The following is a 26,551-nucleotide window of genomic DNA, read 5'->3' as shown; positions in this document are numbered from 1 at the left end:
AAGCCCGCCAGATCTTGCAGATCGTTCAAACCTGCGGTGGGTCGGGATAAGCCCTTCACCAAGCTTTGTTTGGTCAGCCCGCCAGCCGACCCCTATGGTTGGGGCATAGCCTGCAGGAGAGATGCGATGATCCGACTAGCCCTAACTCTGATTTTTCTGGCCGGGAGCCTGGCTGCTCAGGAAGCCGAGCCACCGATGGACTACGAACGCCTGGGCAAGATCATCTTCGCGCTCGACCCCGAGGCACAGCCGCGCGGGCCGGGGTTCCAACTGACCGTATCGGACGTTCCGGTTCTGATCATCACCGACAGCAATGCCGACCGGATGCGCGCGATGATCCCGATCCGCAGCGCCGAGGGCCTGACCACCGAGGACATGCACCGCATGATGCAGGCCAATTTCGACAGCGCCCTCGACGCGCGCTATGCGATTGCCAACGGGATGCTGTGGGCGGCATTCATTCATCCGCTGTCACCACTTGAAAAGGACCAGCTGATCTCGGGGCTGGCGCAGACGGTCAACATCGCCAAGACCTATGGCTCGCTTTATTCCGGCGGCGCGCAGCAGTTCGGCGGAGGGGACAGCGGCAACCTTCAGCGGGACCTGATCGAGGAATTGCTTAAGAAAGGTGAAGAAATCTAAGCTGAAACAGAAGCAGGTGTTCGATCGCCCAGCAAATACCGCAGAACGTCCAAGTAGTCGAAGGCCAGCGAAATGGCGATGGTCAAGACTACCACACGGATTATCCATTTGGGAGTGACGGGGATGTCTTCGCGCGTCTGTTGTTTCCAGAGGTAATAGGCAAGCGGTGTCCAGAACACGGCGTGGCCGAGCCCCATCAAACGGACATAACCAAGCTGGTTGAAGATCAGCAGTACGCCGACCGCCGCCAGCACACTGCACAGGACCGTGATAATCGCTGTCAGGCGTGTCTGCCGCCAAATCAATAGTGAGATCGGCAACAGGAAGGCGCCAAAGCTCAGAATGTTCATCCATATCTGAACCCACTGGGGTTGATGTGCAACTATGAGGTTGAACTCTTCCATGATCTGACAAATCCGGTCTGTGTTTCTGCCAGACCATTGGTGCCGGGGTGATGCAGGGCGCGCAACCGGGCAAGGCTGCTATCAACCGATTGTGAGGCAGGCGATGTTGACCCGGTTCTTCGCGTTAAATGCTTTCGACTTGCGAGACCGGAGCCAACCCGCTATAGAGCACCCGTCTTAACAAGGGCGGCTAACGTCCGGATGACGTATCTGAGCAGGGCCGGGTTACCTCGGCCCTTTGTGTTTGTGTAGTCAGATGCGCCCCGGGTTACGCCTCAAGGCACCATGAAACAAGACCGGCGGAGACAACCGCTCGGCCAGCAAAAACGTACTGTAAAGGAAAACAACGCCACATGGCTAACGCATCCATGGAGGAATTCGAAGCCCTCCTAAATGAAAGCTTCGAAATGGACACGCCCGAAGAGGGTTCTGTTGTCAAAGGCAAGGTTCTGGCGATCGAAGCCGGCCAAGCCATCATCGACGTCGGCTACAAAATGGAAGGCCGCGTTGATCTGAAAGAATTCGCAAATCCCGGCGAAGCCCCTGAAATAGCTGTTGGCGACGAGGTCGAAGTATACCTGCGCGCCGCAGAAAACGCCCGTGGCGAAGCCGTCATCTCGCGCGAGATGGCCCGCCGTGAAGAGGCATGGGACCGTCTGGAAAAAGCATATGCAGACGACCAGCGCGTCGAAGGTGCAATCTTCGGTCGCGTCAAAGGTGGCTTCACCGTCGATCTGGGTGGCGCAGTTGCGTTCCTGCCCGGCTCGCAGGTTGATGTGCGCCCCGTGCGTGACGCTGGCCCGCTGATGGGTCTGAAGCAGCCGTTCCAGATTCTGAAAATGGACCGCCGCCGTGGCAACATCGTTGTGTCGCGCCGCGCAATCCTGGAAGAATCGCGTGCCGAACAGCGTGCCGAAGTTATCGGCAACCTGTCCGAAGGTCAGACCGTCGAGGGTGTTGTCAAGAACATCACCGAATATGGTGCATTCGTTGACCTGGGCGGCGTTGACGGCCTGCTGCACGTCACCGACATGGCATGGCGCCGTGTGAACCACCCGTCCGAGATCCTGACGATCGGCGAAACCATCAAGGTTCAGGTCATCAAGATCAACAAAGAGACCCACCGCATCAGCCTGGGCATGAAGCAGCTGCAGGAAGATCCGTGGGATCTGGTTGCTGCCAAGTACCCGCTGGGCTCGGTCCATCAGGGTCGCGTCACCAACATCACCGACTACGGCGCGTTCGTCGAGTTGGAAGCCGGTGTCGAAGGTCTGGTTCACGTGTCCGAGATGTCCTGGACCAAGAAAAACGTCCATCCCGGCAAGATCGTTTCGACCAGCCAGGAAGTCGACGTCATGGTTCTGGAAATCGACGGCGCCAAGCGTCGCGTGTCTCTGGGCCTGAAACAGACTCAGCGCAATCCGTGGGAAGTGTTTGCAGAAACGCACCCCGAGGGCACGCAGGTCGAAGGCGAAGTCAAGAACATCACCGAATTCGGTCTGTTCATCGGCCTCGAAGGCGACATCGACGGCATGGTTCACCTGTCGGACCTGTCGTGGGACGAGCGTGGCGAGGATGCCATCCAGAACTACCGCAAAGGCGACATGGTTTCGGCCGTTGTCTCGGAAGTTGACGTCGAGAAAGAACGTATCTCGCTGTCGATCAAAGCCCTGGGCGGTGACAAGTTCGCCGAAGCCGTGGGTGGCGTGAAGCGTGGCTCGGTCATCACCGTCGAAGTTACCGCGATCGAAGATGGCGGCATCGAAGTGGAATACGAAGGCATGAAGTCCTTCATCCGCCGCTCTGACCTGTCGCGTGACCGTGCCGAACAGCGCCCCGAGCGTTTCTCGGTCGGTAACAAGGTCGACGTTCGCGTCACAAACGTTGACAGCAAGACCCGCCGTCTTGGCCTGTCGATCAAGGCACGCGAGATTGCGGAAGAGAAAGAGGCCGTGGAACAGTACGGTTCTTCCGACTCGGGCGCATCGCTGGGCGACATCCTGGGTGCAGCGCTGAAGTCCGGCGACTAAGCCAAGGCATCAGCTTTAGCCGAATTTACGGCCCCGCGTAACCGCGCGGGGCCGTTTTTGTTGCGAATCAATATGTTCCAAATTCCGGGCTTATTCCGGGTGTCGTTCGCGCTTTAAGCGCGGAAATCGCGTGAACAAGCGAAAAATCGCGCGGTTTAGCAGCAAAATGAAGGCTTTGCACAAAGAGTTACGTTCCCCCGATCCGACTTTTTTCCTATACTGTTCAGAACAATAGAGATGGTTAACCGGTCGCCTGGGAGGGTAGCGCTCATGATCCGTTCAGAACTGATTCAGAAAATTGCCGACGAGAACCCGCATCTTTATCAACGCGACGTCGAGCGGATCGTGAATACCGTGTTCGAAGAAGTGACGGATGCCATGGCGCGCGGTGACCGTGTGGAACTGCGTGGGTTTGGCGCCTTTTCGGTGAAACAACGCGACGCGCGGGTGGGCCGCAACCCCCGCACCGGCGAGACCGTTCAGGTCGAAGAAAAATGTGTGCCGTTTTTTAAAACTGGCAAGTTGCTTAGGGACCGATTGAACGGTAAAGCCTAAGCCATGATGCGCTACCTTCGATATGCTTTTCTGGCGATCCTCGGGATCGTTCTTATTTCCGTCTCGCTGGCCAATCGCGAAACGGTTGAACTGTCACTGATGCCGGAACCGTTTGCTGAGATTGTGGGCTTTAACTTCAGCACGTCGCTGCCGCTGTTTGTGGTGGTGCTGGGTGGTGTGGTTGCGGGCCTGATCATCGGCTTCTTGTGGGAATGGCTGCGTGAGCACAAGCACCGCCGGGATGCGTCGGTGAAGCAAAACGAAGTGCGCAAGCTTGAGCGTGAGGTCAAAAAGCTCAAGAAAAAGCAGAACGAAGGTCAGGATGAAGTTCTGGCCCTGCTGGACGAGGCCAGCTGAGGCAAACCAATGCCCCAAGACGCAAGTGTCAAAATCTGTGGTCTGACCGCCCCCGATCACGTGCGCGTGGCAGCCGAGGCTGGCGCGCGCTATGTCGGGTTCGTGTTCTTCCCCAAATCGCCGCGGCATCTGGACATTGAGACCGCAGCCGAGTTGGCGCATCTGGTGCCTGCTGGCGTGGCCAAGGTCGCGCTGACCGTGAACGCGTCGGATGAGGATTTGGACCGGATTATAGCCAGCGTTCCGCTGGACATGTTGCAACTGCACGGTAAGGAAAGCCCGATTCGCGTTGCAGAGGTACGCCAGCGATTTGGTCTGCCTGTCATGAAAGCCATCGGCGTGGCCGAAGCCGAGGACCTTGCGGCAATCGACCGGTACTCCGAGGTCGCGGACCAACTTCTGATCGATGCCAAGCCGCCGCGTAACGCCGAGTTGCCGGGCGGCAACGGGCTGGCCTTTGATTGGCGCCTGCTGGCCGGGCGCAAGTACTGGCGGTGTCCGTGGATGCTGGCCGGTGGGCTGACGCCTGATAACGTCGCCGAGGCCATGCTCATGACTGGCGCGCGGCAGGTCGATGTCTCTTCGGGCGTGGAAAGCACGCCCGGCGTGAAGGACGCAACCCTCATCCGTGCCTTTATCGACGCCACCCGGTGATCTGATCGCCCGTTGCCTGCGTATCTCCGATAGGGGAGGGTGCAGCAATGCTGGCATCAATTGGCGGAGTTTCATTGAAACGGTGGTACTACGGGCCGGAGTTCTTCTGGCGTGCACGTCAGGCGTTGCTACAGGCGCGCGGTGATCCGCTGTGCCTGAAAGTGGACGTCTTCCCGTATCAGGGGATCTATTTCTCGCTCAGTGTCTGGCACGATGCCGAGGCGATGCTGACCTTTGCCCACTCCGGTCCGCACCGACGCGTGGTGCAGGCCGCTGTACGATTGGCAGATGTGAGTGAGTTTCACCACTTCCATTGCATTGCAGTGCCCAGTAGAGAGCAGGCGCTGCAAGTCTGGGCGCAGCGCCTTGAAGCGGCGGAATAGTACGTTTTGCCATGGCAAATCCCGCCGCCACCTCCTATGAACAATGGGCACGACGATGGAGACACCCATGGCCAACGATCTTTTCAATTCCTTCATGTCCGGCCCCGACGAACAGGGCCGTTTCGGCATTTTCGGCGGGCGGTTCGTCAGTGAAACGCTGATGCCCCTGATCCTGTCGCTGGAAGAGGAATATGAGAAGGCCAAGGATGATCCCACCTTCTGGGCCGAGATGGACGATCTGTGGGCGAACTATGTGGGTCGCCCCTCGCCGCTGTATTACGCGGAACGCCTGACCGAGCATCTGGGCGGTGCGAAGATTTACCTGAAACGCGATGAGCTGAACCACACAGGCGCGCATAAGATCAACAACGTGCTGGGCCAGATCATTCTGGCACGCCGCATGGGCAAGACCCGGATTATCGCCGAAACCGGGGCAGGGCAGCACGGCGTGGCCACCGCCACCGTCTGCGCCAAATTCGGTCTCAAATGCGTGGTCTATATGGGCGCGCATGACGTGCAGCGTCAGGCCCCGAACGTGTTCCGTATGCGCCTGTTGGGGGCCGAGGTGATTCCGGTGACCTCTGGTCGTGGCACGCTGAAGGACGCGATGAATGACGCGCTGCGTGACTGGGTGACCAATGTGCGTGACACCTTCTATTGCATCGGCACCGTGGCGGGGCCGCACCCCTATCCGGCGATGGTGCGCGATTTCCAGTCAATCATCGGCAAGGAAGCAAAAGAGCAGATGATGAAGGCCGAAGGCCGTCTGCCCGATACGCTCATTGCTGCTATTGGTGGTGGGTCGAACGCAATGGGTCTGTTCTATCCGTTCCTTGATGACAAAGAGGTCAACATCATCGGCGTTGAGGCGGGTGGCAAGGGCGTGAACGAAAAGATGGAGCATTGCGCCTCACTGACCGGTGGTCGTCCGGGCGTATTGCACGGAAACCGCACTTATCTGCTGCAGGATGACGACGGGCAGATTCTGGAAGGGTATTCGATCTCGGCCGGGCTGGATTATCCGGGCATCGGGCCCGAGCATTCGTGGCTGCACGACATCGGCCGCGCCAACTATGTTTCGATTACCGATAAAGAAGCGCTTGAGGCGTTCCAGCTATGCTGCGCGACTGAAGGCATCATCCCGGCGTTGGAACCCTGCCACGCGCTGGCCCATGTGATGAAAATCGCACCCGAACTACCCGAGGATCACCTGATCTGCATGAACATGTGTGGGCGGGGTGACAAGGACGTGCAGACCGTGGCCAAATACCTGAACTTTGACATGTCAGATACCGAAGGCCGCAGCGCCGACTGACCAAGCGGTAAAATTTGAAATTTTCGACAAGAGCGGCGCGCCTGAAACGGGTGCGCCGCTTTGTTTTTGGTTGCGCGCCTTTTCGAATATTGCGCAACCGGGTAATTTTGTTGCGCGTTCGCCACAGGTGCATTTTGGGGACGCAAAAAATATTGAGCGAATCCAGGCCCTTCGCCTAAACCCGCCTTTACCGGTCACGACGGGCCGGACCCTAGCGGGCAGAGGTGATCACTCTCTCGGTGCGGACGGCGCTGCCGAAACCGTATGCCAGGGCCGAAACCGGGGATTGGTACATGCTTTGTAGCTCAGTAGGATAGAGCGGCAGGTTTCCCATCTGTAGGCGAAGGTTCAATTCCTTCCAAAGCTCCAAATGTAGCTCATTCTGGTAAGAGCAATCGACCGCAAATCGATGTGTAACGGGTTCGAATCCCGTCATTTGACAAAGCTGTTAAGTCAGCACCGGCCTTCCACGCCGGCCCGTGAAAGCGGTCCAAATCATATGGGTCCGGGTGTTCCCTAGCAGGGGTGGCACCACGCAACGTCAGGCTTTGGCCGGGCGGGGCAGGGGTCTTCGCTGCTCTGGTCTTGGGCCGGAGGGCAGATGAAGGTGTCGCCGGATCGGTGCCCCGCTTGGTCCAGGTGGACTCGGCGGCGCATCGGTCCCGCGCCCCTCTCTCTGACCCTCCCGCGCAGGGGCATGGCGCGGAGGATGCCCGGATCTCTCCCGCCTTCATCCGAAGGCTTCACACCTGTCACCCGCTCGGGGTGCAACCCGCTGAAAACATGAAAAGGAGTTCGCGTTTGCGACGACGATAGAGCGAGACGAAAAGGAGAAATGATATGACACTGTTCCAAGATCTGATTGACCGGCTGACTGGACACCGGCGGCTGACCCTGACCGAGACCCAGCGGATGCTGGTTCTGCGCAACGGGGTGTTCGATGCCATCCTTGGCCCGGGGAAACACCGGTTGCCACGCAAGGATGTGCTGACCGAGCTGCACGATCTGGAAAAGCTCTTTTTCGTGTCGCCCTATGAGAGGGCGCTGATGCAGAACCGGCCCGAGCTGGCCGCCAAGCATCTGACCGAGTTCCGGGCCGAACCTGACGAAGTTCTGGTTCTGCTGCGGGATGGGGTGCCTGTTCGGGTGCTGAACCCCGAAGCGCGGGTGCTTGTATGGAAGGCCGCAGGGCCGTGGAAGATTGAGCATCACGCGTTGACCGACACCATGGTTGTGCCCAAAGCGACGGCGCAGCGGCTGGTTCGGGCCGGGCTGCGGCTGAACCTGACGCAGGTTGAGGTTGCCGAAGGGCATACCGGGCTGCTGACGGTTGACGGGGTACTGGTGGATCAGCTCAAACCCGGGGCGCATGCCTTCTGGAAAGTGGGCCGGAACGTCGAGGTCAAGCAGTTAGACCTGCGGCAACGGACCCATGAGGTGACAGGGCAGGAGATACTGACCAAGGACCGGGTAACCATCCGGGTCAACCTCAGCGCTGATTACCGGGTCGTTGATCCGGTTACGGCGGTCGGGGCGGTCAAGGACTTCGATCAGGCCCTGCACCGGGCGTTGCAACTGGCGTTCCGGAAAACCTTGGGGGCGATGACACTGGACCGGCTGCTGGCCGAGAAAGTGACTGTGGACACCGAGGCCGCGGATCGGGTGCGGACACAGATGGCCGGGATCGGTATCGAAGTGGGTGAGATCGCGTTGAAAGACGTCATCCTGCCCGGGGAGATGCGGGAGATTCTGACCGCCGTGGTCGCCGCTGAAAAGCAGGCCGAGGCCAACGTCATCCGGCGGCGGGAAGAAACCAACGCCACGCGGTCCCTGCTGAACACCGCAAAGGTGATGGCGGAAAACCCGGTGATGTTGCGGTTGAAAGAGCTGGAAGCTCTGGAAACCATTGCCGGGAAGGTCGAGCGGCTGACGGTCCATAACGGGACCGAAGGTCTGATGTCCGACCTTGTCAAACTGCGGGAGTGATCCCGAATAAGGGCCGGTCCGGGCTATCCCGGGCCGGTCTGTCTATTCCACAGCCGCGTGCTCGGTCAGCAGGCGGAGTGGCACTACGTCCAGCGCGCGCTGGTGTGTGGCCTCTAGATGCACCTTTGGGGCGCAGCCTTCGTCATGGGCCTGCAGAAAGCGCCCGGCGCACAGGCACCAGCGGTCGCCGGGGTTCAGGCCAGGAAAGTTGAATTCGGGTCGTGGAGTGCTCAGATCATTTCCGACATACTTGGAAAAAGCCAGAAACTCGGCCGTCATCACCGCACAAACCGTATGGTTGCCCTGATCCTCGGGGCAGGTGTTGCAGGCCCCGTCGCGAAAGAACCCGGTCAGCGGATCACGGGAACACGGGGCGAGCACGCCGCCCAAAACGTTGATACTGTCCTGTTTTTGCATGGCCCCACCTTACAGGCTTTGGGCGATGCTGCGGAACATTTCTATGTTTTCTTCGTTCACGCCGTCGTTGCGGAATTTTCGATCCGCGCCGGTTGTCACGATCAGCACCCCACGCGGCTGGTCGAAATAAATGTACTGACCATAAACGCCACGAGCGAGGAATTCCCCTTCATGCGCGCCAAGGGGAATCCACCACTGATAGCCGTACCCGATCTCTCCCGCCTCGGTCGGTGCGCTGGGCAGGACGGATTCTGCAATCCAGTCTGCGGGCACCAACTGCTGGCCATCAAGCTCTCCGTTCTGCAGGATCATCTGGCCAAAGCGGGCGAAATCGCGGGTGGTGAAGTTCAGACCACCCAGCACAAAGGCAACCCCGGCGCCGTCGGTCACATAGTAGCCATCATGTTCCAGCCCCAGTGGCTGAATGATCTTTTTGGTCAGCAACTCGGCAACGCTGCGCCCGGTGGCACCTCGGATCACCATGCCGATGACATGGGTGTCGATGGAAACGTATTGCCACGTCTCGCCCGGGGTGGCGAAGGTGTCCTGAAGCGAAGCCGCGAAATCGTCCAACTCTCCTCCCAAGGCCACCACGCGGCCCATTCGGTTGATATCAGAATTGCGGTCGAAATAATCCTCGTTGAAGGTGACGCCGCTGGCCATGTTCAGCACATTCCGGATCGTCGCGCCGTCATAGGCAGTGCCGGCCAGCTTGGGTGCATATTTCACGACAGGGTCGTCCAGCGACTCGATGGCACCTTCGGCCAGCAGGACGCCGAACAGGGCCGAAAGGTAGCTCTTGGCAACCGACCATGAAATCCGCCGATCCTCGGGTGCGGTGCCCAGGTAATATTCTTCGAACCGGATCTGACCGTCCTGCATCACCAGTAGAGAGGTCACGGCGCGATCCTCGATCCATTGGTCGGTGCCGTCGGGCAGGTCAAAGCCGGGGCCGTAGGGCAGCTCCCAGGTTGGGCCATCGCCGCGTGGCAGGTCGACCGTCAGGAAAGCCTCATCCATTTGAGAGAAATTGTGGACGATCTTTTCTTCGGAAAACAAGGAATTCACGGCCATCAGCCGTTGAATCTCTTCGCGCTTCCAGAACCCGACAACAACTGCGGCCAGCACCAACATCAGCAGGACACGCAGTATCCACTTGAACAGAGCTTTCATCTATCGCCTCTCCTATCCCTGTCACATTGGAACCGGCCCGATGCGGTTCCGCAATTGGGACGTTACGGCAAGTCAGCGGCCTTACTTGAACTTGTCCAGCAGCTTTTGCATGGCCGAGCGTTCATCGACATCGGGTTCCGGCGTAGGTGTGGCGGCGGGTTTCGCCGCTTCGGCTGGGGATTTCGACGACCGCGGAGGGGCAGTGCGCAGGGCAACAGCGTTCATGAACTTGCCGCTTTCCCCGTCGGCCAGATATCCAGCACCGTCCGACACGCCGCGCAGCACGTCGTCCAGCCAGTCGGCATCGGCCTTGGCAAAATCGCTCAGGACATAGGGAGAGACCAGCTCTTTCCGCCCCGGATGCCCGATCCCCAACCTTACCCGGTCATAGGCGGGGCTGATATGGTCGTGGATCGAGCGCAGCCCGTTATGCCCGGCATGTCCGCCGCCCGCCTTGACGCGTACCTTGCCAGGGGCAAGGTCCAGCTCATCATGAAAGATAGTCACATCGGTTGAATCCAGCTTGTAGAACCGCATCGCTTCGCCCACGGACTGGCCTGAACGGTTCATGAATGTCTGCGGTTTGACAAGCAGCACTTTTTCGCGGCCCAAACGCCCCTCGGCGATCTCCGCCTGAAATTTTGACTTCCACGGGCCAAAGCCGTGATCTTCAGCGATCCGGTCCACGGCCATAAAGCCGATATTGTGCCGGTTGCGGGCGTATTTCGATCCCGGGTTCCCCAATCCGACAAACAGTTTCATAGTCTCGTCCTTGTGCGATGCACGTGGTTGATGGCACGGAATGCCACTGGTTTTCCAGTCCGGGTTCACCAAAAGAAAACGGGGCCCGATTTGAGCCCCGTTTCCAAATCCGAATCGTCAGGTCCGGACTTATTCTTCTGTTTCTTCCTGGCCGACGACTTCAACTTCGTCTGCGGCCACTTCGGCTTCATCGCCTTCTTCGTCGTCGCTGGTCGACAGGCCGGTCGGTGCCGAGACGTTCGCGATCACGAAATCACGGTCGATGGTCGGCTTGGTACCTGCGGGCAACTCAACCGACGAGATGGTTGCGACGTCGTTGATTTCCATGCCGGTCAGATCAACAATAATCTTCTCGGGAATGTCACCAGCGGTGCACATCAGTTCGACTTCCGGACGAACAACGGTCAGAACGCCGCCCTTCTTGATGCCGGGTGCTTCTTCCTCGTTGATGAACTCAACCGGGATGAACAGCGCGATCTTGGTGGTCCGACGCAGGCGCATCAGGTCCAGGTGGGTCGGCAGGTCCTTGACGACGTCACGCTGAACGTCACGGCAGATGACGCGGACGTCTTCGTGACCTTCAACTTTCAGGTTCCACAGGGTCGACTTGAACCGGCCTGCTTTCAGACGCTTGAACAGGACGTTGAACGGGATCTGGATCGGCAGCGGATCTTTGTCGCCACCAAAAACAATGCCCGGAACCATGCCATCGCGGCGTGCTTGACGAGCGGCGCCCTTGCCTGTCCCCGTCCGTTCCAGAGCTACGAGATCAGGAGTCTCTCCAGCCATGATAAATTCTCCAATGTTAGGGCGGGCATCCTCCAAGGCTGTATGCCCGCGTGAAGCCGCGTCCTTAGCTTGATTCATTGGATTTGGAAAGGGCTTTTTAAGCTTTTTTTAGGGCCACGTCAGCCCTGCCAGCGACCGCCGAAGTCTTCGGGGATCAACAGGTTGTGACGCCCCAGATCGCCAACGTTGCGTTCGCCGCACAACGCCAATGTTGTGTCCAGTTCCTTGTGGATGATCTCCAGCGCAGCTGTCACACCTTTCTGCCCCATCGCGCCAAGCCCATAGACAAAAGCGCGACCGATATAGGTACCTTTGGCCCCCAGAGCCACGGCTTTCAGAACGTCCTGACCGGACCGGATGCCACTGTCCAGATGGACTTCGATATCATTGCCGACTGCATCCATGATTTGTGGCAGCATACGAATGGAGCTGAGCGCGCCGTCCAACTGCCGTCCACCGTGGTTTGACACAACGATGGCGTCAGCCCCAAGTTTAGCAGCCATTTTTGCGTCTTCGGCGTCGAGAATGCCTTTGAGGATGACCTTTCCACCCCATTGCTCCATCAGCTTTTCGACTTTGGTCCAGTCGAGACTGGGATCGAATTGCTCGGCGGTCCATGCGCCCAGAGACGAGGCGTCCGAGATACCCTCGACGTGGCCGACGATATTGCCGAATTCGCGCCGCTTCGCGCCCAGCATTTCGATCCCCCATGACCATTTTGTCATCAGGTTCGCGATGGTTTTGGCCGTCAGTTTCGGCGGTGCGGACAGGCCGTTTTTCAGGTCCTTGTGGCGCTGGCCCAAAATTTGCAGGTCCAGCGTGATCACCAAGGCTGAGCATTTCGCATCCTTGGCGCGTTGAATCAGGCGGCTGACATAGTCCTGATCCTTCATCGTATAGAGCTGAAACCAGAAAGGTTTCGTCGTGTGTTCGGCCACGTCTTCGATTGAGTTGATCGACATGGTGGACAGGGTAAAGGGCACGCCAAACTCTTCGGCAGCTTTGGCGGCCTTCATTTCGCCATCCGCGTGTTGCATGCCCGTCAGCCCGACCGGGGCCAGCGCGACGGGCATCGCGACGTCCTCTCCGATCATCTGCGATGAGGTCGAGCGTCCTGCCATGTCCACTGCAACTCGCTGGCGCAGGCGGATATCCGAAAAATCCGAACTGTTGTCGCGGAAGGTCTGCTCGGTCCAGCTGCCGCTTTCGGCATAGTCGTAGAACATCCGCGGCACGCGGCGCTCATAGATGCGCCGCAGGTCTTCGATGGTGGTGATTACGGGCATGTGGCCGCGCCTTTGGTTGAGTGGTTACATATTTCTACTGAGGCTTCCGTCATGGCGCAATCGGCTGCAGGCAAGAAAAAACCGCAGCAGGCCAGTTGCTTGCTGCGGTTTCTCCAAAGGATTCGACGCCAATCAATCAGGCGGAATGCGCGCCGTCGGCCAACGTTTTCACAAAGTCCAGAACCTCCGCCACGGGTTTGCCTGCCGCGATCTGGCTGACAATGGCTGAACCGACCACGGCCCCATCAGCCACGCTGGCGATGGCCTTGGATTTCTCGGGGGTATTGACGCCAAATCCTACGATCACAGGCAGATCGGTCGCGGATTTGATCCGAGCCACTTCGGGGCCGACATTCGTGGCCTGCGCCTCGGCCGCGCCGGTGATGCCGGTGATCGACACGTAGTACACAAAGCCCGAGGTGTTCTGCAGCACGCGGGGCAGGCGTTTGTCGTCGGTGGTCGGGGTCGCCAGACGGATGAAGTTCAGACCCGCCGCCTGCGCTGGCAGGCAAAGCTCTTCGTCTTCTTCTGGCGGCAGGTCCACCACGATCAGCCCGTCGATGCCAGCGGCTTGCGCATCCGCCAGAAATTTATCAACGCCGCGGCTGTAGATCGGGTTGTAATAGCCCATCAGAACAATGGGTGTCGTGTCGTCGGTTTCGCGGAACGCGCGGGCCAGGTCCAGAGTGCGCTGCAGGGTCATGCCCCCGTCCAGCGCCCGTTGACCGGCGGCCTGAATGGTCGGGCCGTCCGCCATTGGATCGGTAAAGGGCAACCCCAGTTCGATTACGTCGACACCAGCGCCGGGCAGACCTTTCACAACCTCAAGCGAGGTGTCGAAATCGGGGTCACCTGCCATGATATATGCGACAAAGGCCTTTTTCCCCTCGGCCTTAAGGGCGGCGAATTTAGCGTCAATACGGGTCATCTGCAGTCCTTGCATTCAGAGTTGAACCTGATGTGCAGAAACTTTGCCGGGAAATCAATCCCGCCGGGTCAGATTACCTTAGAACTGGTAGTGGTATCGCAGCAGGGCCGAGTTGACACCGGGGTTTTCGTTGTTCGTGCTGGCGTTGGATTTGTGGGTAATCGCAAAGGACACCTTGTTGCCACTGTCCAGAGTGTAGCCAAGGCCCAACAGGCTGCGGATCTGGAACTCTCCGCCAAGATCGTTCAGGTCGTCGCTATGGGAAAAGTACCCCGGCATGAAACTACCTTCGACGAACCAGCGGTCGGCAAAAGTGTAGAAGCCGATCAGCCCGATCCCGATATGGACATTGCTTGCGGTATCTACTGTCAGCGCGCCGCCCCAGGTTGCGGAAAAGCGGGTGGCCTCGTGAAACGGGCGGTGATGATATTCAAGCGCGAAAACGGCTTCGTCATCTGCTTCGCTGTCGGAAAAATCTGAGAACCCGGCGCCAAATACAAGGGATTGAGCTTGCGCTGTCTGGGCGGCCAGCAGTAGCGCAAGAGTTACAGTAATTTTCTTCATGCCTACCATTCACAATTTGTTTGTTCATAACGTTCTATACGACGATCTTAGAGTGCGATTTCGAACCCCGGCAAGCCGCTAGGTGGTGAACATTTTCGTGATGTTGCAGATTGGACTTGGCCGGGTTGCCTGCAGTCCGGCTTGCGCATCGACCCGGACCTGCATAGAAGCACCCCTCGAATGGCATCAGGAGACCGTCATGGGCTTTAAAATGGGAATCGTGGGTTTGCCGAATGTGGGTAAGTCGACCCTCTTCAATGCGCTGACCAAAACCGCAGCCGCTCAGGCGGCAAATTTCCCGTTCTGCACCATTGAGCCCAACGTCGGTGACGTTGCGGTGCCAGATGATCGTCTGGATAAACTGGCGGCGATTGCAAGCTCGAAACAGATCATCCCAACGCGGATGACCTTCGTGGATATCGCGGGTCTGGTGAAGGGGGCCTCGAAAGGTGAAGGTCTGGGCAACCAGTTTCTGGCCAACATTCGTGAAACTGACGCCATCGCCCATGTGCTGCGCTGTTTCGAAGACGGTGATGTGACCCATGTGGATGGCCGTGTTGATCCAGTTACCGATGCCGACACCATTGAGACCGAGCTGATGCTGGCCGATCTGGAAAGCATCGAAAAGCGCCGCGCCAATCTGGTGCGCAAGCTGAAGGGCAACGATAAAGAGGCGCTACAGCAGGATCGCCTGCTGGCCGAAGCGCAAGCGATGCTGGAAAACGGCAAGCCCGCGCGTCTGGTTGAGGTGTCGGGCGAGGACGTCAAAGCGTGGAAGATGCTGCAACTGCTAACCACCAAGCCGGTGCTCTATGTTTGCAACGTCTCCGAGGAAGAGGCCGCCGAGGGCAACGAATACTCTGCCAAGGTTGCCGAGATGGCCGCAGCACAAGGCAACGCGCATGTCATCATCAGTGCCAAGATCGAAGAAGAGATCAGCCTGCTGGAAAACGAAGAAGCGCAGATGTTCCTGGAAGAGATGGGGCTGGAAGAGCCTGGCCTCGACCGTCTGATCCGCGCCGGTTATGACCTGCTCAAGCTCGAAACCTATTTCACGGTTGGCCCGAAAGAGGCCCGCGCTTGGACCATCCGCACCGGCACCGCCGCGCCGCAGGCCGCTGGTGTGATCCACGGTGACTTCGAAAAAGGCTTCATCCGCGCCGAGACCATCGCCTATGACGATTATGTCTCTGCCAATGGCGAGCAGGGTGCAAAAGAGGCGGGCAAGATGCGTGCCGAAGGCAAGGGCTATATCGTCAAGGATGGCGATGTCATGCACTTCCTTTTCAATACCTGATCGTTTGGGGCTTTCCCTGCCGGATGAGCGGGTTATCCTGCCTCATCCGCAGCCCCGAGGCCCCACGTGATCGAAATCCGCGACCTTCAACTGCTCAGCGCTTTGGCGCGGCATCAGCATTTTGCCAAGGCGGCCGAGGAATGTGGAATTTCGCAGCCCGCGTTCTCTATGCGCATCCGTAATCTTGAGGACCGGTTGGGTGTTTCTATTGTTCGTCGTGCCAACCGATTTCAGGGCCTGACCGAAGAGGGGGAGATGATCGTCCAGCGTGCGCGGCGGATCCTCGACGAAACCAGGGCGTTGGAACAACAGGTACTGGCCGCCAAGGGCGAGATCACCGGCACGCTGATTCTGGGCGTGATCCCAACCGTTATTGCGTTCACTGGCCGACTGACCAAACGATTGCGACAGGCGCACCCCCGGATCGTGACGCGGATTGAAACCATGTCCGCCACCGCAATTCAGAATCGGCTGGATGAGGGCAGTCTGGATGCGGGCATCACATATGGTGACAGTATCGGCACCGATCTTCGGCAGGTGCAGCCTTTGTATCAAGAGACCTATGTACTGTTGGTTCCGTCGCACATGACCAGCGAGACCGGCCCGATCCCATGGGCGCAGGTGGCCGAATTCCCGCTCAGCCTGTTGGAGCCGCAAATGCAGAACCGACGCATTCTGGACCGGATTTTCGCCGAACAGGGGTTGCACCCGCAGGTTGTTGCGGAAACCAGCGGGTTCACCGCCTCGCTGGTCATGGCGCGCGAGGGGTTGGCGGCCACCGTCATCCCGCGCGTGTTGGTCAGCGCGCTGGGTGATTTGAAGGGCACGAAGGTGTTGCCACTGATCGATCCCGTGGTCAGCAAGCCGATTTGTCTGGCAACTTTGTCTCGCGATCCGGAGCTGCCCACGGTCGAGGCTTTACGGGCGGTGGTGACGTCTTTGCGGTGATAAGTTGTCGTTATCGTGCGATTGCGATAAGCGATTTGACGATATGCTAATCTGATGAGACACGGAGCCTCAATCGGAGGGCATCATGGCACCATTAGACACCAAGCCATCAGGCGCGCCCAAGGGCGTCTGGAAGTCAGGTAAAGGCAAAGGGCGACACACGCCCAAAGGCCGTCAGTTCACGGATGAGGCGCAGGCAGAAATTCACCTCCTGCTGGGTGACCGCCCGCGCCGTCGCGACCTGCTGATCGAATTCCTGCATTTGATTCAGGATAAACATGGCCATATTAGCGCCGACCACATCGCAGCGCTGGCGGTCGAGATGCGGATCGGTCAGGCCGAGATTTATGAAACGGCGACCTTCTATGCACATTTCGACGTGGTGAAAGAAGGCGAAACGCCTCCGCCTGCGCTGACGATCCGTGTTTGTGATTCCCTGTCCTGCGAAATGGCCGGTGCCCAGCAGCTGCAAAAAGCGTTGGAGGACGGGTTGGATGCATCCCAGGTTCGTGTCCTGCGCGCGCCTTGTATGGGTCGCTGCGACACGGCCCCGGTGCTGGAGATCGGCCACAACCATATCGACCATGCGACCCCTGAAAAGGTGCAGGCTGCGATTGCTGCCGGTGACACGCATGCCCATCTGCCCGATTACGAATCCTTTGCTGCCTACTCGGCCAACGGCGGTTACGCTAAGCTGAAACAGATGCGCGACAGCGGCGATTGGGAAAAGGTGCAGGAAAACGTCCTGTCCTCGGGCCTGCGCGGTCTGGGCGGAGCGGGCTTCCCGTCGGGCAAGAAATGGGGCTTTGTTCGCATGAACGAAGGCCCGCGCTATCTGGCCGTGAACGGCGATGAGGGCGAACCCGGCACGTTCAAGGACCGTTACTATCTGGAGCGTACACCGCATGTTTTCCTTGAAGGCATGCTGATCGCCGCATGGGCGGTCGAGGCTGAGACCTGCTTTATCTACATGCGTGACGAATACCCGGCCGTGCTGGAAATCCTTCGCCGCGAGATCGCTGCGCTGGAAGAGGCCGGAATTGTTGAACCGGGTTATATCGACCTGCGCCGCGGTGCTGGCGCCTATATCTGCGGCGAGGAATCCGCGATGATCGAGTCGATCGAAGGTAAAAAGGGCCTGCCGCGTCACCGTCCTCCGTTCGTGGCGCAGGTTGGGGTCTTTAACCGTCCGACCTTGGTGCACAACGTCGAGACGCTCTATTGGGTTTCGAAAATTTGCCGCGAGGGACCTGAGTGCCTCAACAGCACCGAAAAGAACGGCCGCAAAGGCCTGCGCAGCTATTCGGTCTCAGGCCGGGTGGCGAAGCCGGGGGTTTACCTTCTGCCCGCTGGCTCGACCATTCTCGACGTGATCGAAGCCGCCGGCGGAATGGCCGAAGGCCAGACCTTCAAGGCGTATCAACCGGGTGGACCATCCTCGGGTCTGCTGCCTGCGTCGATGGATGACATCCCGCTGGATTTCGACACATTGCAGCCACATGGCACCTTCATTGGCTCCGCGGCGGTTGTGGTTCTGTCCGATCAGGACACTGCCCGCGATGCGGCGCTGAATATGCTGCGGTTCTTCGAGGATGAAAGCTGTGGCCAGTGTACGCCTTGCCGAGCTGGCTGCGAAAAGGCGGTGAAGTTGATGCAGGCGGACAAGTGGGATCAGGACCTTCTGGAAGATCTGTGTCAGGTCATGGGCGATGCTTCGATCTGCGGTCTGGGGCAGGCGGCCCCGAACCCGATCCGCCTGGTCATGAAACATTTCGCTGACGAAATCTGAGGGAGACAGAGCCATGCTTGATGCAAGCCCAAACAAGACCGTCACCTTCAACCTGAACGGCGAAGATGTCACCGTGCCCGAAGGCTGGACCATCTGGGAAGCCGCCAAGGGGCAGGGGTTCACCATTCCACACCTGTGCCACAAGCCGCAGCCGGGCTACAAACCCGACGGTAACTGCCGCGCCTGTATGGTTGAGGTGGAAGGCGAACGCACTCTGGTCGCCTCATGCATCCGCCCGGCGGCGGACGGCATGGTGGTCAAGACCGACAGCGACCGTGCCGAGAAATCACGCGCGATGGTGATGGAACTGCTGGTCGCCGATCAACCCGAGCAGCCGCATGACGTATCCAGCCACTTCTGGGACATGGCCAAACTGAATGATGTCAGCGACAGCCGTTTCCCGGCGAAAGAGGCCGAGAAAATCCCTCTGTTGGATGACAGCCACGTCGCGATGCGCGTCAATCTGGATGCCTGCATCAACTGCAACCTGTGTGTCCGCGCCTGCCGCGATGTGCAGGTGAACGATGTGATTGGCATGGCCGGTCGTGGTCATACCGCGCAGGTGGTGTTCGATCAGAACGATCCGATGGGGGCGTCCACGTGTGTGGCCTGTGGCGAATGCGTTCAGGCCTGCCCTACCGGCGCGCTGATGCCTGCCACTGTTCTGGACGACAAGCAGCAGGGCGACAGCAAGGACTACGACTCTGAGACCGAAAGCGTCTGTCCGTTCTGCGGTGTGGGCTGCAAGGTTTCGCTGAAGGTCAAGGACGGCAAGGTGAAATATGTCGAGGGCATCAACGGCCCTGCCAACGAAGGCCGTCTGTGTGTCAAAGGCCGATTTGGCTTTGACTACATCCATCACCCGCATCGTCTGACCAAGCCGTTGATCCGTCGTGAGGATGCGCCAGAAAAGGGCCTGAACGTTGATCCGGGTAACCTGTCGACCCATTTCCGCGAGGCGACATGGGAAGAAGCAATGGATCTGGCGGCCACCAAGCTGAAAGCCCTGCGCGACCAAGACCCGCGCAGCGTAGCAGGCTTCGGTTCGGCCAAATGCACCAACGAAGAAGCGTATCTGTTCCAGAAATTCATCCGTCAGGGGTTCAAGCACAACAACGTCGACCACTGCACCCGTTTGTGCCACGCGTCGTCCGTGGCGGCACTGATCGAGAACGTCGGTTCCGGCGCTGTGACCGCGACCTTCAATGAGGTCGAGAACTCGGATGTGGTTATCATTATCGGGGCCAACCCGATCGAGAACCACCCTGTCGCGGCGACTTACTTTAAGCAGTTCACCAAACGAGGTGGCAAGTTGATCGTGATGGATCCGCGTGGCGTCGGTATGCGCAAGTTTGCGGATGAAATGCTGCAATTCCGCCCGGGGGCCGATGTCTCGATGCTCAACGCGATCATGAACGTGATCGTCGAGGAACAGCTGTACGACAGCCAATACATCCACCGCTGGACCGAGAACTGGGAGGCAGAGAAAGAGCACCTGCGTCAGTTCACGCCCGAGGCGATGGCGCCGATCTGTGGCATCGAGCCGGATCAACTGCGCCGTGTGGCCCGCACCTTTGCGCAGGCCAAGGCCGGTTTGATCTTCTGGGGTATGGGCGTCAGCCAGCACATCCACGGCACTGACAACTCACGCTGCCTGATCAGCCTTGCCCTGATGACCGGCAACGTTGGTAAACCCGGCGCGGGTCTGCACCCGCTGCGCGGTCAGAACAACGTGCAAGGCGCATCCGATGCGGGTCTGATCCCGATGTTCCTGCCGGACTACCAGACCGTGACTGACGATGGAATTCGCGCCAAGTTCAACGACGTCTGGAACTCGGACGATTTCTCGAACGAGAAGGGTCTGACCGTTACCGAGATCATCGATCAGGCCTATGCGGGCAACATCAAGGGCATGTACATCATGGGTGAAAACCCGGCCATGTCCGACCCGGATGTCGGTCACGCGCGTGAAGCATTGGCCAAGCTGGAGCTGATGATCGTGCAGGATATTTTCCTGACCGAGACGGCGAACTATGCAGACATCATACTGCCTGCCTCGGCGCTGTATGAAAAGAACGGCACCGTGTCGAACACCAATCGTCAGGTGCAGCGCGTGCGCCCGGCCGTGACTCCTCCGGGCGAGGCGCGCGAGGATTGGAAGATCACAGTCGAGTTGGCGCAGCGGATCGGGTTGAACTGGGATTACACCGATGTGTCCCAGGTCTTTGACGAGATGAAGTTGACGATGAACTCGCTCAACAACATCACGTGGGAGCGTCTGGAAACCGAGACCATCACCTATCCGTCGCTGTCCGAGACAGACCCGGGTCAGGCGATCGTATTCGGCGATGGTTTCCCGCGTGCGGATGGTCGGGCCCGGTTTACCCCGGCCAGCGTCATCCCGCCGGATGAAGCGCCGGATGAGGAATACCCGATGATCGCCACCACCGGCCGTCAGCTGGAACATTGGCACACCGGGTCGATGACCCGCCGGTCCAACGTTCTGGATGCGGTGGAACCCGAGGCGAACTGTTCGCTGAACCCCCGTACGCTCAAGCTGATGGGGATCGAACCGGGTGATATGGTCCGTCTGACCACCCGTCGTGGTTCGATCGAGATCATGGCGCGGGCCGACCGGGCAATCGCCGAAGACATGGTGTTCATTCCGTTTGCCTATGTCGAGGCGGCGGCAAACATCCTGACCAACTCTGCCATCGACCCCTATGGCAAAATCCCCGAGTTCAAGTTCTCGGCCATTCGCGTCGAAAAGATTGAAGACGCCATCGCAGCGGAGTGAGACAACCACTTACAAGTCAAAAGAAGGCGGCCTAAAGGGTCGCCTTTTTCTTTCCTTGACAGCGTGTTGCCTGCAGCCAAACCTGTCATCACCTTGGTGATGGAGATGCATATGGCCCGCCGTTTTGTCGATCTGTCTGTGCCGTTGGAAACCGGGATCGTATCCGACCCGCCGATCATGCTGCCCGGGATCGAGTATCTGACTCACGATCAGACCGCCGAGCAGGTCATGGCGTTTTTTCCGGGGCTGCAGAAAGACGATCTGCCCGGCGGTGAGGGTTGGGCCATTGAACGGCTGCAAATCGCCACACATAACGGTACCCATCTGGACGCGCCGTATCACCATCACTCGACCATGAACTACGGTGAAAGGGCGATCACGATCGACGAAGTTCCGCTGGAATGGTGCATGAACCCCGGCGTGAAGCTGGATTTCCGCCATTTCGATGACGGCTATGTGGCCACGGCAGCAGATGTCGAGGCCGAACTGAAACGCATCGGACACCATCTTCAGCCGTTGGATATCGTGGTCGTGAATACTTCGGCGGGCACGCAGTACGGGCAAGCTAACTATCTGATGAAAGGCTGCGGTATGGGGCGTGAGGCGACCTTGTACCTGACCGAACGCGGCGTGCGCGTAACCGGCACGGATGCCTGGAGCTGGGACGCACCCTTTCCCCTGACTGCACAGGAATACGCCGAAACCAAGGACGCCTCGATTATCTGGGAGGGACATCGGGCCTCGATGGAGATCGGCTATTGCCATATTGAAAAGCTGACCAACCTCGAAGACTTGCCGCCCACTGGCTTCGAAATCTCGTGCTTTCCGTTCAAGATAAAAGGCGCCTCAGCAGGCTTTGTGCGGGCTGTTGCGATCTTTGAGGAGGTTGGTGATGAATAAACCTCTCAGCGGACATGACGGACCGTATGATGCACCGGTCGAAACCCGCGGGTTCTCGGTTTTGCCTGAATGGGTCGATTACAACGGTCACATGAACGTGGGTTACTATGGCGTGGCCTTCGACATGGCGCTGGAAAAGCTGATGGTCGATCACCTCGGGTTGGGTGAGGTGCAGGTCAAGGCGCTGGGGCAGGGGCCGTATGTCCTGCAATCCCACATGAATTTCCTGCGCGAGGTTCAGCCGGACGAGCCGTTCTATTTTCGCTTTCGTATGCTGGATTCAGACCGGAAACGTGGCCATTATTACGCGCAGATGCTGTCGGAAAAAGATAATGCTGTTTGCGCCACGCAGGAAGCTCTGTTCATGAATGTCAGCCACGCCAGTGGGCGGTCAGAACCTTACCCGGATTGGGCAGCGGCCCGGCTGGCCCGCATGGTACGCGATCACTCCGGGCTCGAGGCCGCGCCGCAGGTCGGGCAGGCGATTGGCATCCGGCGGAAACAGCGCCCTCAATAGTCCCGTTCGAAAAACAACCCCAGACCGGTTTCCCCGCGTCCGTCAACAGTGCCGCGTACGGTGAAATTGTCCGTGACGTCGAGGTTCAGGTTCACCTCGGTGTCGCCCTCGGTGTTGACGGTGAAATCGGTGTAGAGGTTGTCGCTCAGATAGGCTCCAGCCCCCAGACGACCGGCGCCGCCCTCGGTTGCCCCGATATCCACCGTGTCCACGCCAGTCGAGTCTCGTAGCCCCTTGGTCGCGTCACCCCCCGCACCGCTGAGTTGCGCCAGAGACGCCGCCATCTGGGCAATGATAAAGGGTGACAGTTCCGAGAAGCGGTTGCCGAACAACAGCATGGCCAGTGCTTCTTCCGCCGGGCGTTCGGGGTCGGAATAGACGTCAACCTTGGGCGCATCCAGCGGGCCGGCGATTTCGATCGTGGCGGTGCCCTCAGAGGTGCTGGTTGATGAGGCGAACTCGATATACGGTGTCAGGTCCCCCTGCAGGGTTACGATGCCTTTGGTCAGGGCCAGTCTGCGGCCCAGAATGTCGAAATTACCCCGGATCAGTTCGATCTGGCCGGAGGGTACAACCGACGCTGTCGTGCCACCAATGAACAGGTTTCCACCCAGTTCAGCATTCACGCCGCGGCCGCGCACGAAAACTGCCTTGGGTGCCCGCAGGCTGACGTCCAGCGCAATGCGGGAATCGCTTTTGGTTGCACCTTCCTCGACGATCAGCCTTGCCCGTTCGCGGGTGATATAGCCAGCCCGGCTTTCGTTGATGTGTTCGATCTCGGGGATCGGCGCAGCGCCCACGGCCCCTGCCGCGGCGGCGAGGTTGATGTTAGTCTCTTCAAACGTGATCTGCCCGGAAATGGCGCTGTTACCCGCCAGGGCACCGGTCATGGCAATCTCGCCGTTCAGTGTGGTTTCATAGAGCAGCTTGTCGGTCAGCACGAGTTGGTTGAGTTTGGTGACGATGTTGGCATTAAACGGCGGCGTCAGGTCCAGCGGACCCGAGATGGTAAAGTTGCCCCCGGCCCGCATTCCGCCGTTAAACGAAATCGTAGCCCGGCTTTGCGCCAATTCGACTGAGCCGCTAATGCCGGTGACCGTCTGCCCGATATCGGGAATCGCCAGCGACGTCCCCGAGGTGGTGATGGATCCACTGAGTGCGTCCAGCGAGGGTTTGCCTTTTAGGCGCAGATTGTGCCGTGCCGTTCCGTCGATTTTGTTGGGTGAGATAAACAGGTTGGCGACGCCAAGATTAATGCCGCCCTGTGCCTGCAAGTCAGCCTCTCCAGAGGTCTCATCAAAGGTGCCTTTGACTGTGCTGCTGATCTCGGCGGGGCCATTGGCCGAGCCATCGATGGTCCAGACGCCGTTCTTGCGTTTGGCATTGCCGGTTGCAGCGACAGTGCCGGGGAATTCAGGCGCGAAACGTTCGATCTTGTTCAGCTTGGCGTCGAAGTCCAAATCTGCAGTACCATTCGTGTCCACAGTTCCGGTCAGTGCTGCGTAAGAACTGTCCGGCCCGCTCAGCCGCGTGGTGCCCTCAATACCCGATCTTGTTGGGGCGACATTTCCGTCCAAGGTCAGCGGTCCGGACATCGTGGTGAGGATGCGGGACAGATCGTCAAGCTGAGCACTGAAGTCCAGCCCTCCGGCGTCACGGTCCAGCTTGCCTGATGCGCTGGCGGACAAGGCTGTGCCCTGCAGACGGAAAGTGCGGATATCCACCCCTTCCTCACCCTTTTCGGCATCGAGGGTCAGGGTCGTGCGGCCCTGAACCAGTTTGTCGACTATCTCGATGCCGGTCTGAATGTCGTCTGCATTCACGTCGCCCTGAACGTCGAAAACCTTGTTGGCGAGGGCCGCGCTGCCCTGAAGATTTGCCGAGATTGACCCGGCCAGGTCGCGTTTGGCCAGCCCCGAGAACAGCGACAGATCTGACGCATTCACCCGCGCCTTGCCATCCAACGCCAGATTTCCGGTGGGGTCATCGACGGTTGCAGCGACCTGCGCCGTCAGGGCGTTGCCGTTGACCGTGGCCTGTCGGATTTCGATCTGATCTGCCGTGCGCGCGCCATCCCAAGTGATTGTGGTTTTGCCGGACAGCAGAGGATCAATATCGGACATCCCGGTCTTGATGTCCCGACCGGTCACGCTGGCGGTGCCGTCGAATTCCAGCGTCTGCACCGTGCCAATTCCGTCCAGTTTCGCCTGCAGGGCACCGCCCAGTTCGCGTTTTGCCAACCCGGAGAAGACGGACAGATCCGACGCATTCACGCTGGCTTGTCCGTCGATGGTCAGATTGCCGTCGGGCGTCGTGACCTCGCCGCTGGCCTGTGCTTGCGCGGCTTCGCTGTCTAGGTCGAACTCGCGGATGGTGATGCCGTCGCTGCCACGGCTACCATCCAGTGTGATCGTGGTCTCGCCTTTGATGATCGGGTCGATATCGTCGCGCCCGGTGACCAGGTCGCGACCCTCGACCACCACTTTACCGTCAAAGCTACGTTCCAGCGGAGAGCCTTTGCCCGTAACCCGGACCGAAGCAGTTCCACCCAGATCAAGCCGCGCGAGATCCGAAAAACGCGAAAGGTCAGATGCGTCGAGCTTGGCTGACCCATCTACCGTCAACCCGCTGGTCAGCCCGTCGATCAGCGCATCCAGCGCCAAGGTGTAATCGGTTCCCACCAACTCGAAACCCGACAGTTTCAGAGACTGATCGCTGCCGTAGTCGAACTGGCCGTCCAGCGTGATGCGCTCGCCCAAAGCGGTATTCAACGCCTGATCGTTCAGGTCAATTCCGTCAACGATGGCCTGCAGATCACCGAAGACGGTGAACGCATCGCCCTGTTCCAACGTGCCCTGCGCGGTGATCTGGGCGTTGTCAAGTTTCGCCTGCGGCGATTGAAACGCGTCTGCCGTCAGGCTCAGATCCCACAGGTTGCCGTTCTTCTGATCGAACAGGGCAGAAATCTGTGCCGCCTCGATCGAGGTATCCCCGCCCGCAACCGGCAGAACTACGGTTTTCCCATCCGGCGGAGTGATCCGACCCTGCAAGGCTGCAAGCTGCAGACTGCCGCCTTCGGCCAACTGCAGCTCACCTTTCAGGTTCAGCGCCTGGGTGGTCAGTTCCAGATCAGAGACATCCAGCGCGCCTTGGGGTTTGGTCTGTCCGTCCACAAAAAGCCGCGTCCTGGGGCCGAAGAACGGGTCCAGGTCCTCGGCCATGAAGGGGGTCAGGTCGCCACCCAGATCAGCGGTAAAGGCGATGCCGTCCGCCGCGCCGGTATCCGCCGCGCGCAGCTCAACCTGTCCTGTCACCCTTGGCTGCTTGTCACTGCTCAGGGCAATATCGGCAGTGAAATCGGTCAGGGGACCCGCGCCCTTGGCCGTAAATCCGATCGGCGGGCTGTCGGGGATGTTCAGCGCGGTCGAAATCAGGCCGCCCTCGGCCTCGTTCACATCCAGATCCAAATTGATTTCACGCGAGGCGTTCTGGAACCCGGCGGTCAGTTTTATCCTGTCACCGGCGCGGTCCAGTCGGGTGATGTCCAGTTTGGTGTCCAGGGTACCATCGGCCAGCGACAGGTTGCCGGTTACGGACAATGCGGCAGAAACCCCGATCAAAGGTTTGCCCAGCAACAACTCGTCCACCCGAATCTCACCGATTTCGACAGAGACGGGTAATTCGGGCAGTTGAAAGGGTTTGGTCTCGACCGAGGGGGGCGGGGCCTCTTTGGTCGTCGTGCCGGGCGCGCGGGCAATGTCAATTTCCTGCGCTGTCAGAGCATTGACGGAAAACCGCCCCCGGATCAGGGCCAGCCGGTTCCAGTCCAATTCGGCATCCTTGATGGTCAGCCAGACGCCTTCATCGTCCGAGACAGTGATCTCCTGGATCGTTGCGCGTGCGCTAAGGGCGCCTTGCAGTCCTTTGACGGTGACGTTCTGATCGTCGCCCGATAGCGTGTCCTGCAGGAACCGTTCCAGCATACTGCCGCCGCCCTCATCCTCCTGCGCGATCACAGGAGGGGCGGTCACGATCAGCATCGTGGTCACAACAGGATA

The 26,551-nt window shown here is 59.2% G+C and carries 23 protein-coding genes and 1 tRNA gene; 15 read left to right on the top strand and 9 right to left on the bottom strand.

Going from position 1 to position 26,551, the window contains the following annotated elements; genetic code table 11:
- The first annotated feature begins 126 nt into the window (after positions 1-126).
- Positions 127-642: a hypothetical protein gene (locus AC2FEE_RS13840; RefSeq protein WP_496865905.1), complete on the top strand. Its 516-nt coding sequence runs from the start codon at positions 127-129 to the stop codon at positions 640-642.
- Here the strand turns inward: AC2FEE_RS13840 and AC2FEE_RS13835 are convergent.
- A complete protein-coding gene (locus AC2FEE_RS13835) occupies positions 639-1,046 on the bottom strand; it encodes a hypothetical protein (RefSeq protein WP_496865904.1) in 408 nt (135 codons plus the stop codon). The two genes, AC2FEE_RS13840 and AC2FEE_RS13835, sit on opposite strands and share 4 nt — an antisense overlap.
- A 353-nt stretch (positions 1,047-1,399) precedes the next feature.
- On the opposite strand from AC2FEE_RS13835, the gene rpsA reads away from it, so the two are divergent.
- The 8 genes from rpsA to AC2FEE_RS13795 all read left to right on the top strand — a co-directional run bounded on the left by rpsA (position 1,400) and on the right by AC2FEE_RS13795 (position 8,326).
- Entirely contained in the window at positions 1,400-3,076 is a 1,677-nt protein-coding gene (gene rpsA, locus AC2FEE_RS13830; protein ID WP_496865903.1) for a 30S ribosomal protein S1, read from the top strand.
- A 270-nt stretch (positions 3,077-3,346) separates the two neighbouring features.
- Entirely contained in the window at positions 3,347-3,631 is a 285-nt protein-coding gene (ihfB, locus tag AC2FEE_RS13825; RefSeq protein WP_037310872.1) for an integration host factor subunit beta, read from the top strand.
- A gap of 6 nt (positions 3,632-3,637) precedes the next feature.
- Positions 3,638-3,988, top strand: a complete 351-nt coding sequence (locus AC2FEE_RS13820) for a lipopolysaccharide assembly protein LapA domain-containing protein (RefSeq protein WP_496865973.1) — start codon at positions 3,638-3,640, stop codon at positions 3,986-3,988.
- 9 nt (positions 3,989-3,997) lie between these two features.
- Positions 3,998-4,642: a phosphoribosylanthranilate isomerase gene (locus AC2FEE_RS13815; protein ID WP_496865902.1), complete on the top strand. Its 645-nt coding sequence runs from the start codon at positions 3,998-4,000 to the stop codon at positions 4,640-4,642.
- Between the two features lie 47 nt (positions 4,643-4,689).
- Positions 4,690-5,025 (top strand): hypothetical protein, encoded by a 336-nt coding sequence (locus AC2FEE_RS13810; protein WP_496865901.1) that lies wholly within the window; start codon positions 4,690-4,692, stop codon positions 5,023-5,025.
- 67 nt (positions 5,026-5,092) lie between these two features.
- Positions 5,093-6,340 (top strand): tryptophan synthase subunit beta, encoded by a 1,248-nt coding sequence (gene trpB / locus AC2FEE_RS13805; protein WP_496865900.1) that lies wholly within the window; start codon positions 5,093-5,095, stop codon positions 6,338-6,340.
- 366 nt (positions 6,341-6,706) lie between these two features.
- Positions 6,707-6,781, top strand: a tRNA-Cys gene (locus AC2FEE_RS13800).
- Positions 6,782-7,180: 399 nt separating this feature from the next.
- Positions 7,181-8,326 (top strand): slipin family protein, encoded by a 1,146-nt coding sequence (locus tag AC2FEE_RS13795; RefSeq protein WP_496865899.1) that lies wholly within the window; start codon positions 7,181-7,183, stop codon positions 8,324-8,326.
- A 42-nt stretch (positions 8,327-8,368) separates the two neighbouring features.
- On the opposite strand, the gene AC2FEE_RS13790 is transcribed toward AC2FEE_RS13795, so the two are convergent.
- From AC2FEE_RS13790 to AC2FEE_RS13760, 7 genes are all read right to left on the bottom strand, one after another.
- A complete protein-coding gene (locus AC2FEE_RS13790) occupies positions 8,369-8,743 on the bottom strand; it encodes a DUF2237 family protein (protein WP_496865898.1) in 375 nt (124 codons plus the stop codon).
- 9 nt (positions 8,744-8,752) lie between these two features.
- Positions 8,753-9,916 (bottom strand): serine hydrolase domain-containing protein, encoded by a 1,164-nt coding sequence (locus AC2FEE_RS13785; protein WP_496865897.1) that lies wholly within the window; start codon positions 9,914-9,916, stop codon positions 8,753-8,755.
- Positions 9,917-9,997: 81 nt separating this feature from the next.
- Complete coding sequence (gene pth, locus AC2FEE_RS13780; protein WP_496865896.1) at positions 9,998-10,678, bottom strand: aminoacyl-tRNA hydrolase; 681 nt, start codon at positions 10,676-10,678, stop codon at positions 9,998-10,000.
- Positions 10,679-10,807: 129 nt separating this feature from the next.
- Positions 10,808-11,467, bottom strand: coding sequence for a 50S ribosomal protein L25/general stress protein Ctc (locus tag AC2FEE_RS13775; RefSeq protein WP_496865895.1), 660 nt, complete (start codon positions 11,465-11,467; stop codon positions 10,808-10,810).
- Positions 11,468-11,586: 119 nt separating this feature from the next.
- Positions 11,587-12,753, bottom strand: coding sequence for an alpha-hydroxy acid oxidase (locus AC2FEE_RS13770; protein ID WP_496865894.1), 1,167 nt, complete (start codon positions 12,751-12,753; stop codon positions 11,587-11,589).
- Positions 12,754-12,889: 136 nt separating this feature from the next.
- The gene (gene trpA, locus AC2FEE_RS13765; protein ID WP_496865893.1) at positions 12,890-13,681 is read right to left on the bottom strand and encodes a tryptophan synthase subunit alpha; all 792 of its coding nucleotides are present in this window, start codon (positions 13,679-13,681) and stop codon (positions 12,890-12,892) included.
- A 78-nt stretch (positions 13,682-13,759) separates the two neighbouring features.
- Positions 13,760-14,245, bottom strand: a complete 486-nt coding sequence (locus AC2FEE_RS13760) for an acyloxyacyl hydrolase (RefSeq protein ID WP_496865892.1) — start codon at positions 14,243-14,245, stop codon at positions 13,760-13,762.
- A 199-nt stretch (positions 14,246-14,444) separates the two neighbouring features.
- Between AC2FEE_RS13760 and ychF the strand changes: the two genes are divergently transcribed.
- The 6 genes from ychF to AC2FEE_RS13730 all read left to right on the top strand — a co-directional run bounded on the left by ychF (position 14,445) and on the right by AC2FEE_RS13730 (position 22,493).
- On the top strand, positions 14,445-15,542 hold the full coding sequence (ychF, locus tag AC2FEE_RS13755) for a redox-regulated ATPase YchF (protein WP_496865891.1): 1,098 nt from the start codon (positions 14,445-14,447) through the stop codon (positions 15,540-15,542).
- 66 nt (positions 15,543-15,608) lie between these two features.
- Positions 15,609-16,490, top strand: a complete 882-nt coding sequence (locus AC2FEE_RS13750; protein ID WP_496865890.1) for a LysR family transcriptional regulator — start codon at positions 15,609-15,611, stop codon at positions 16,488-16,490.
- An 85-nt stretch (positions 16,491-16,575) separates the two neighbouring features.
- Positions 16,576-18,279: an NAD(P)H-dependent oxidoreductase subunit E gene (locus AC2FEE_RS13745; protein ID WP_496865889.1), complete on the top strand. Its 1,704-nt coding sequence runs from the start codon at positions 16,576-16,578 to the stop codon at positions 18,277-18,279.
- Positions 18,280-18,292: 13 nt separating this feature from the next.
- Positions 18,293-21,076 (top strand): formate dehydrogenase subunit alpha, encoded by a 2,784-nt coding sequence (fdhF, locus tag AC2FEE_RS13740; protein WP_496865888.1) that lies wholly within the window; start codon positions 18,293-18,295, stop codon positions 21,074-21,076.
- A 111-nt stretch (positions 21,077-21,187) separates the two neighbouring features.
- Positions 21,188-21,976 carry a cyclase family protein gene (locus tag AC2FEE_RS13735; RefSeq protein ID WP_496865887.1) on the top strand — a complete coding sequence of 263 codons (789 nt, stop codon included), beginning with the start codon at positions 21,188-21,190 and terminating at the stop codon, positions 21,974-21,976.
- A complete protein-coding gene (locus AC2FEE_RS13730; protein ID WP_496865886.1) occupies positions 21,969-22,493 on the top strand; it encodes a thioesterase family protein in 525 nt (174 codons plus the stop codon). Before AC2FEE_RS13735 ends, AC2FEE_RS13730 begins: the two co-directional genes overlap by 8 nt.
- On the opposite strand, the gene AC2FEE_RS13725 is transcribed toward AC2FEE_RS13730, so the two are convergent.
- A complete protein-coding gene (locus tag AC2FEE_RS13725) occupies positions 22,487-26,533 on the bottom strand; it encodes a translocation/assembly module TamB domain-containing protein (protein ID WP_496865885.1) in 4,047 nt (1,348 codons plus the stop codon). The two genes, AC2FEE_RS13730 and AC2FEE_RS13725, sit on opposite strands and share 7 nt — an antisense overlap.
- Between the last annotated feature and the right edge of the window lie 18 nt (positions 26,534-26,551).

The sequence above is a fragment of the Ruegeria sp. YTSC199 genome (assembly GCF_059609725.1).
This window is presented reverse-complemented; position numbering and strand designations above follow the sequence as displayed.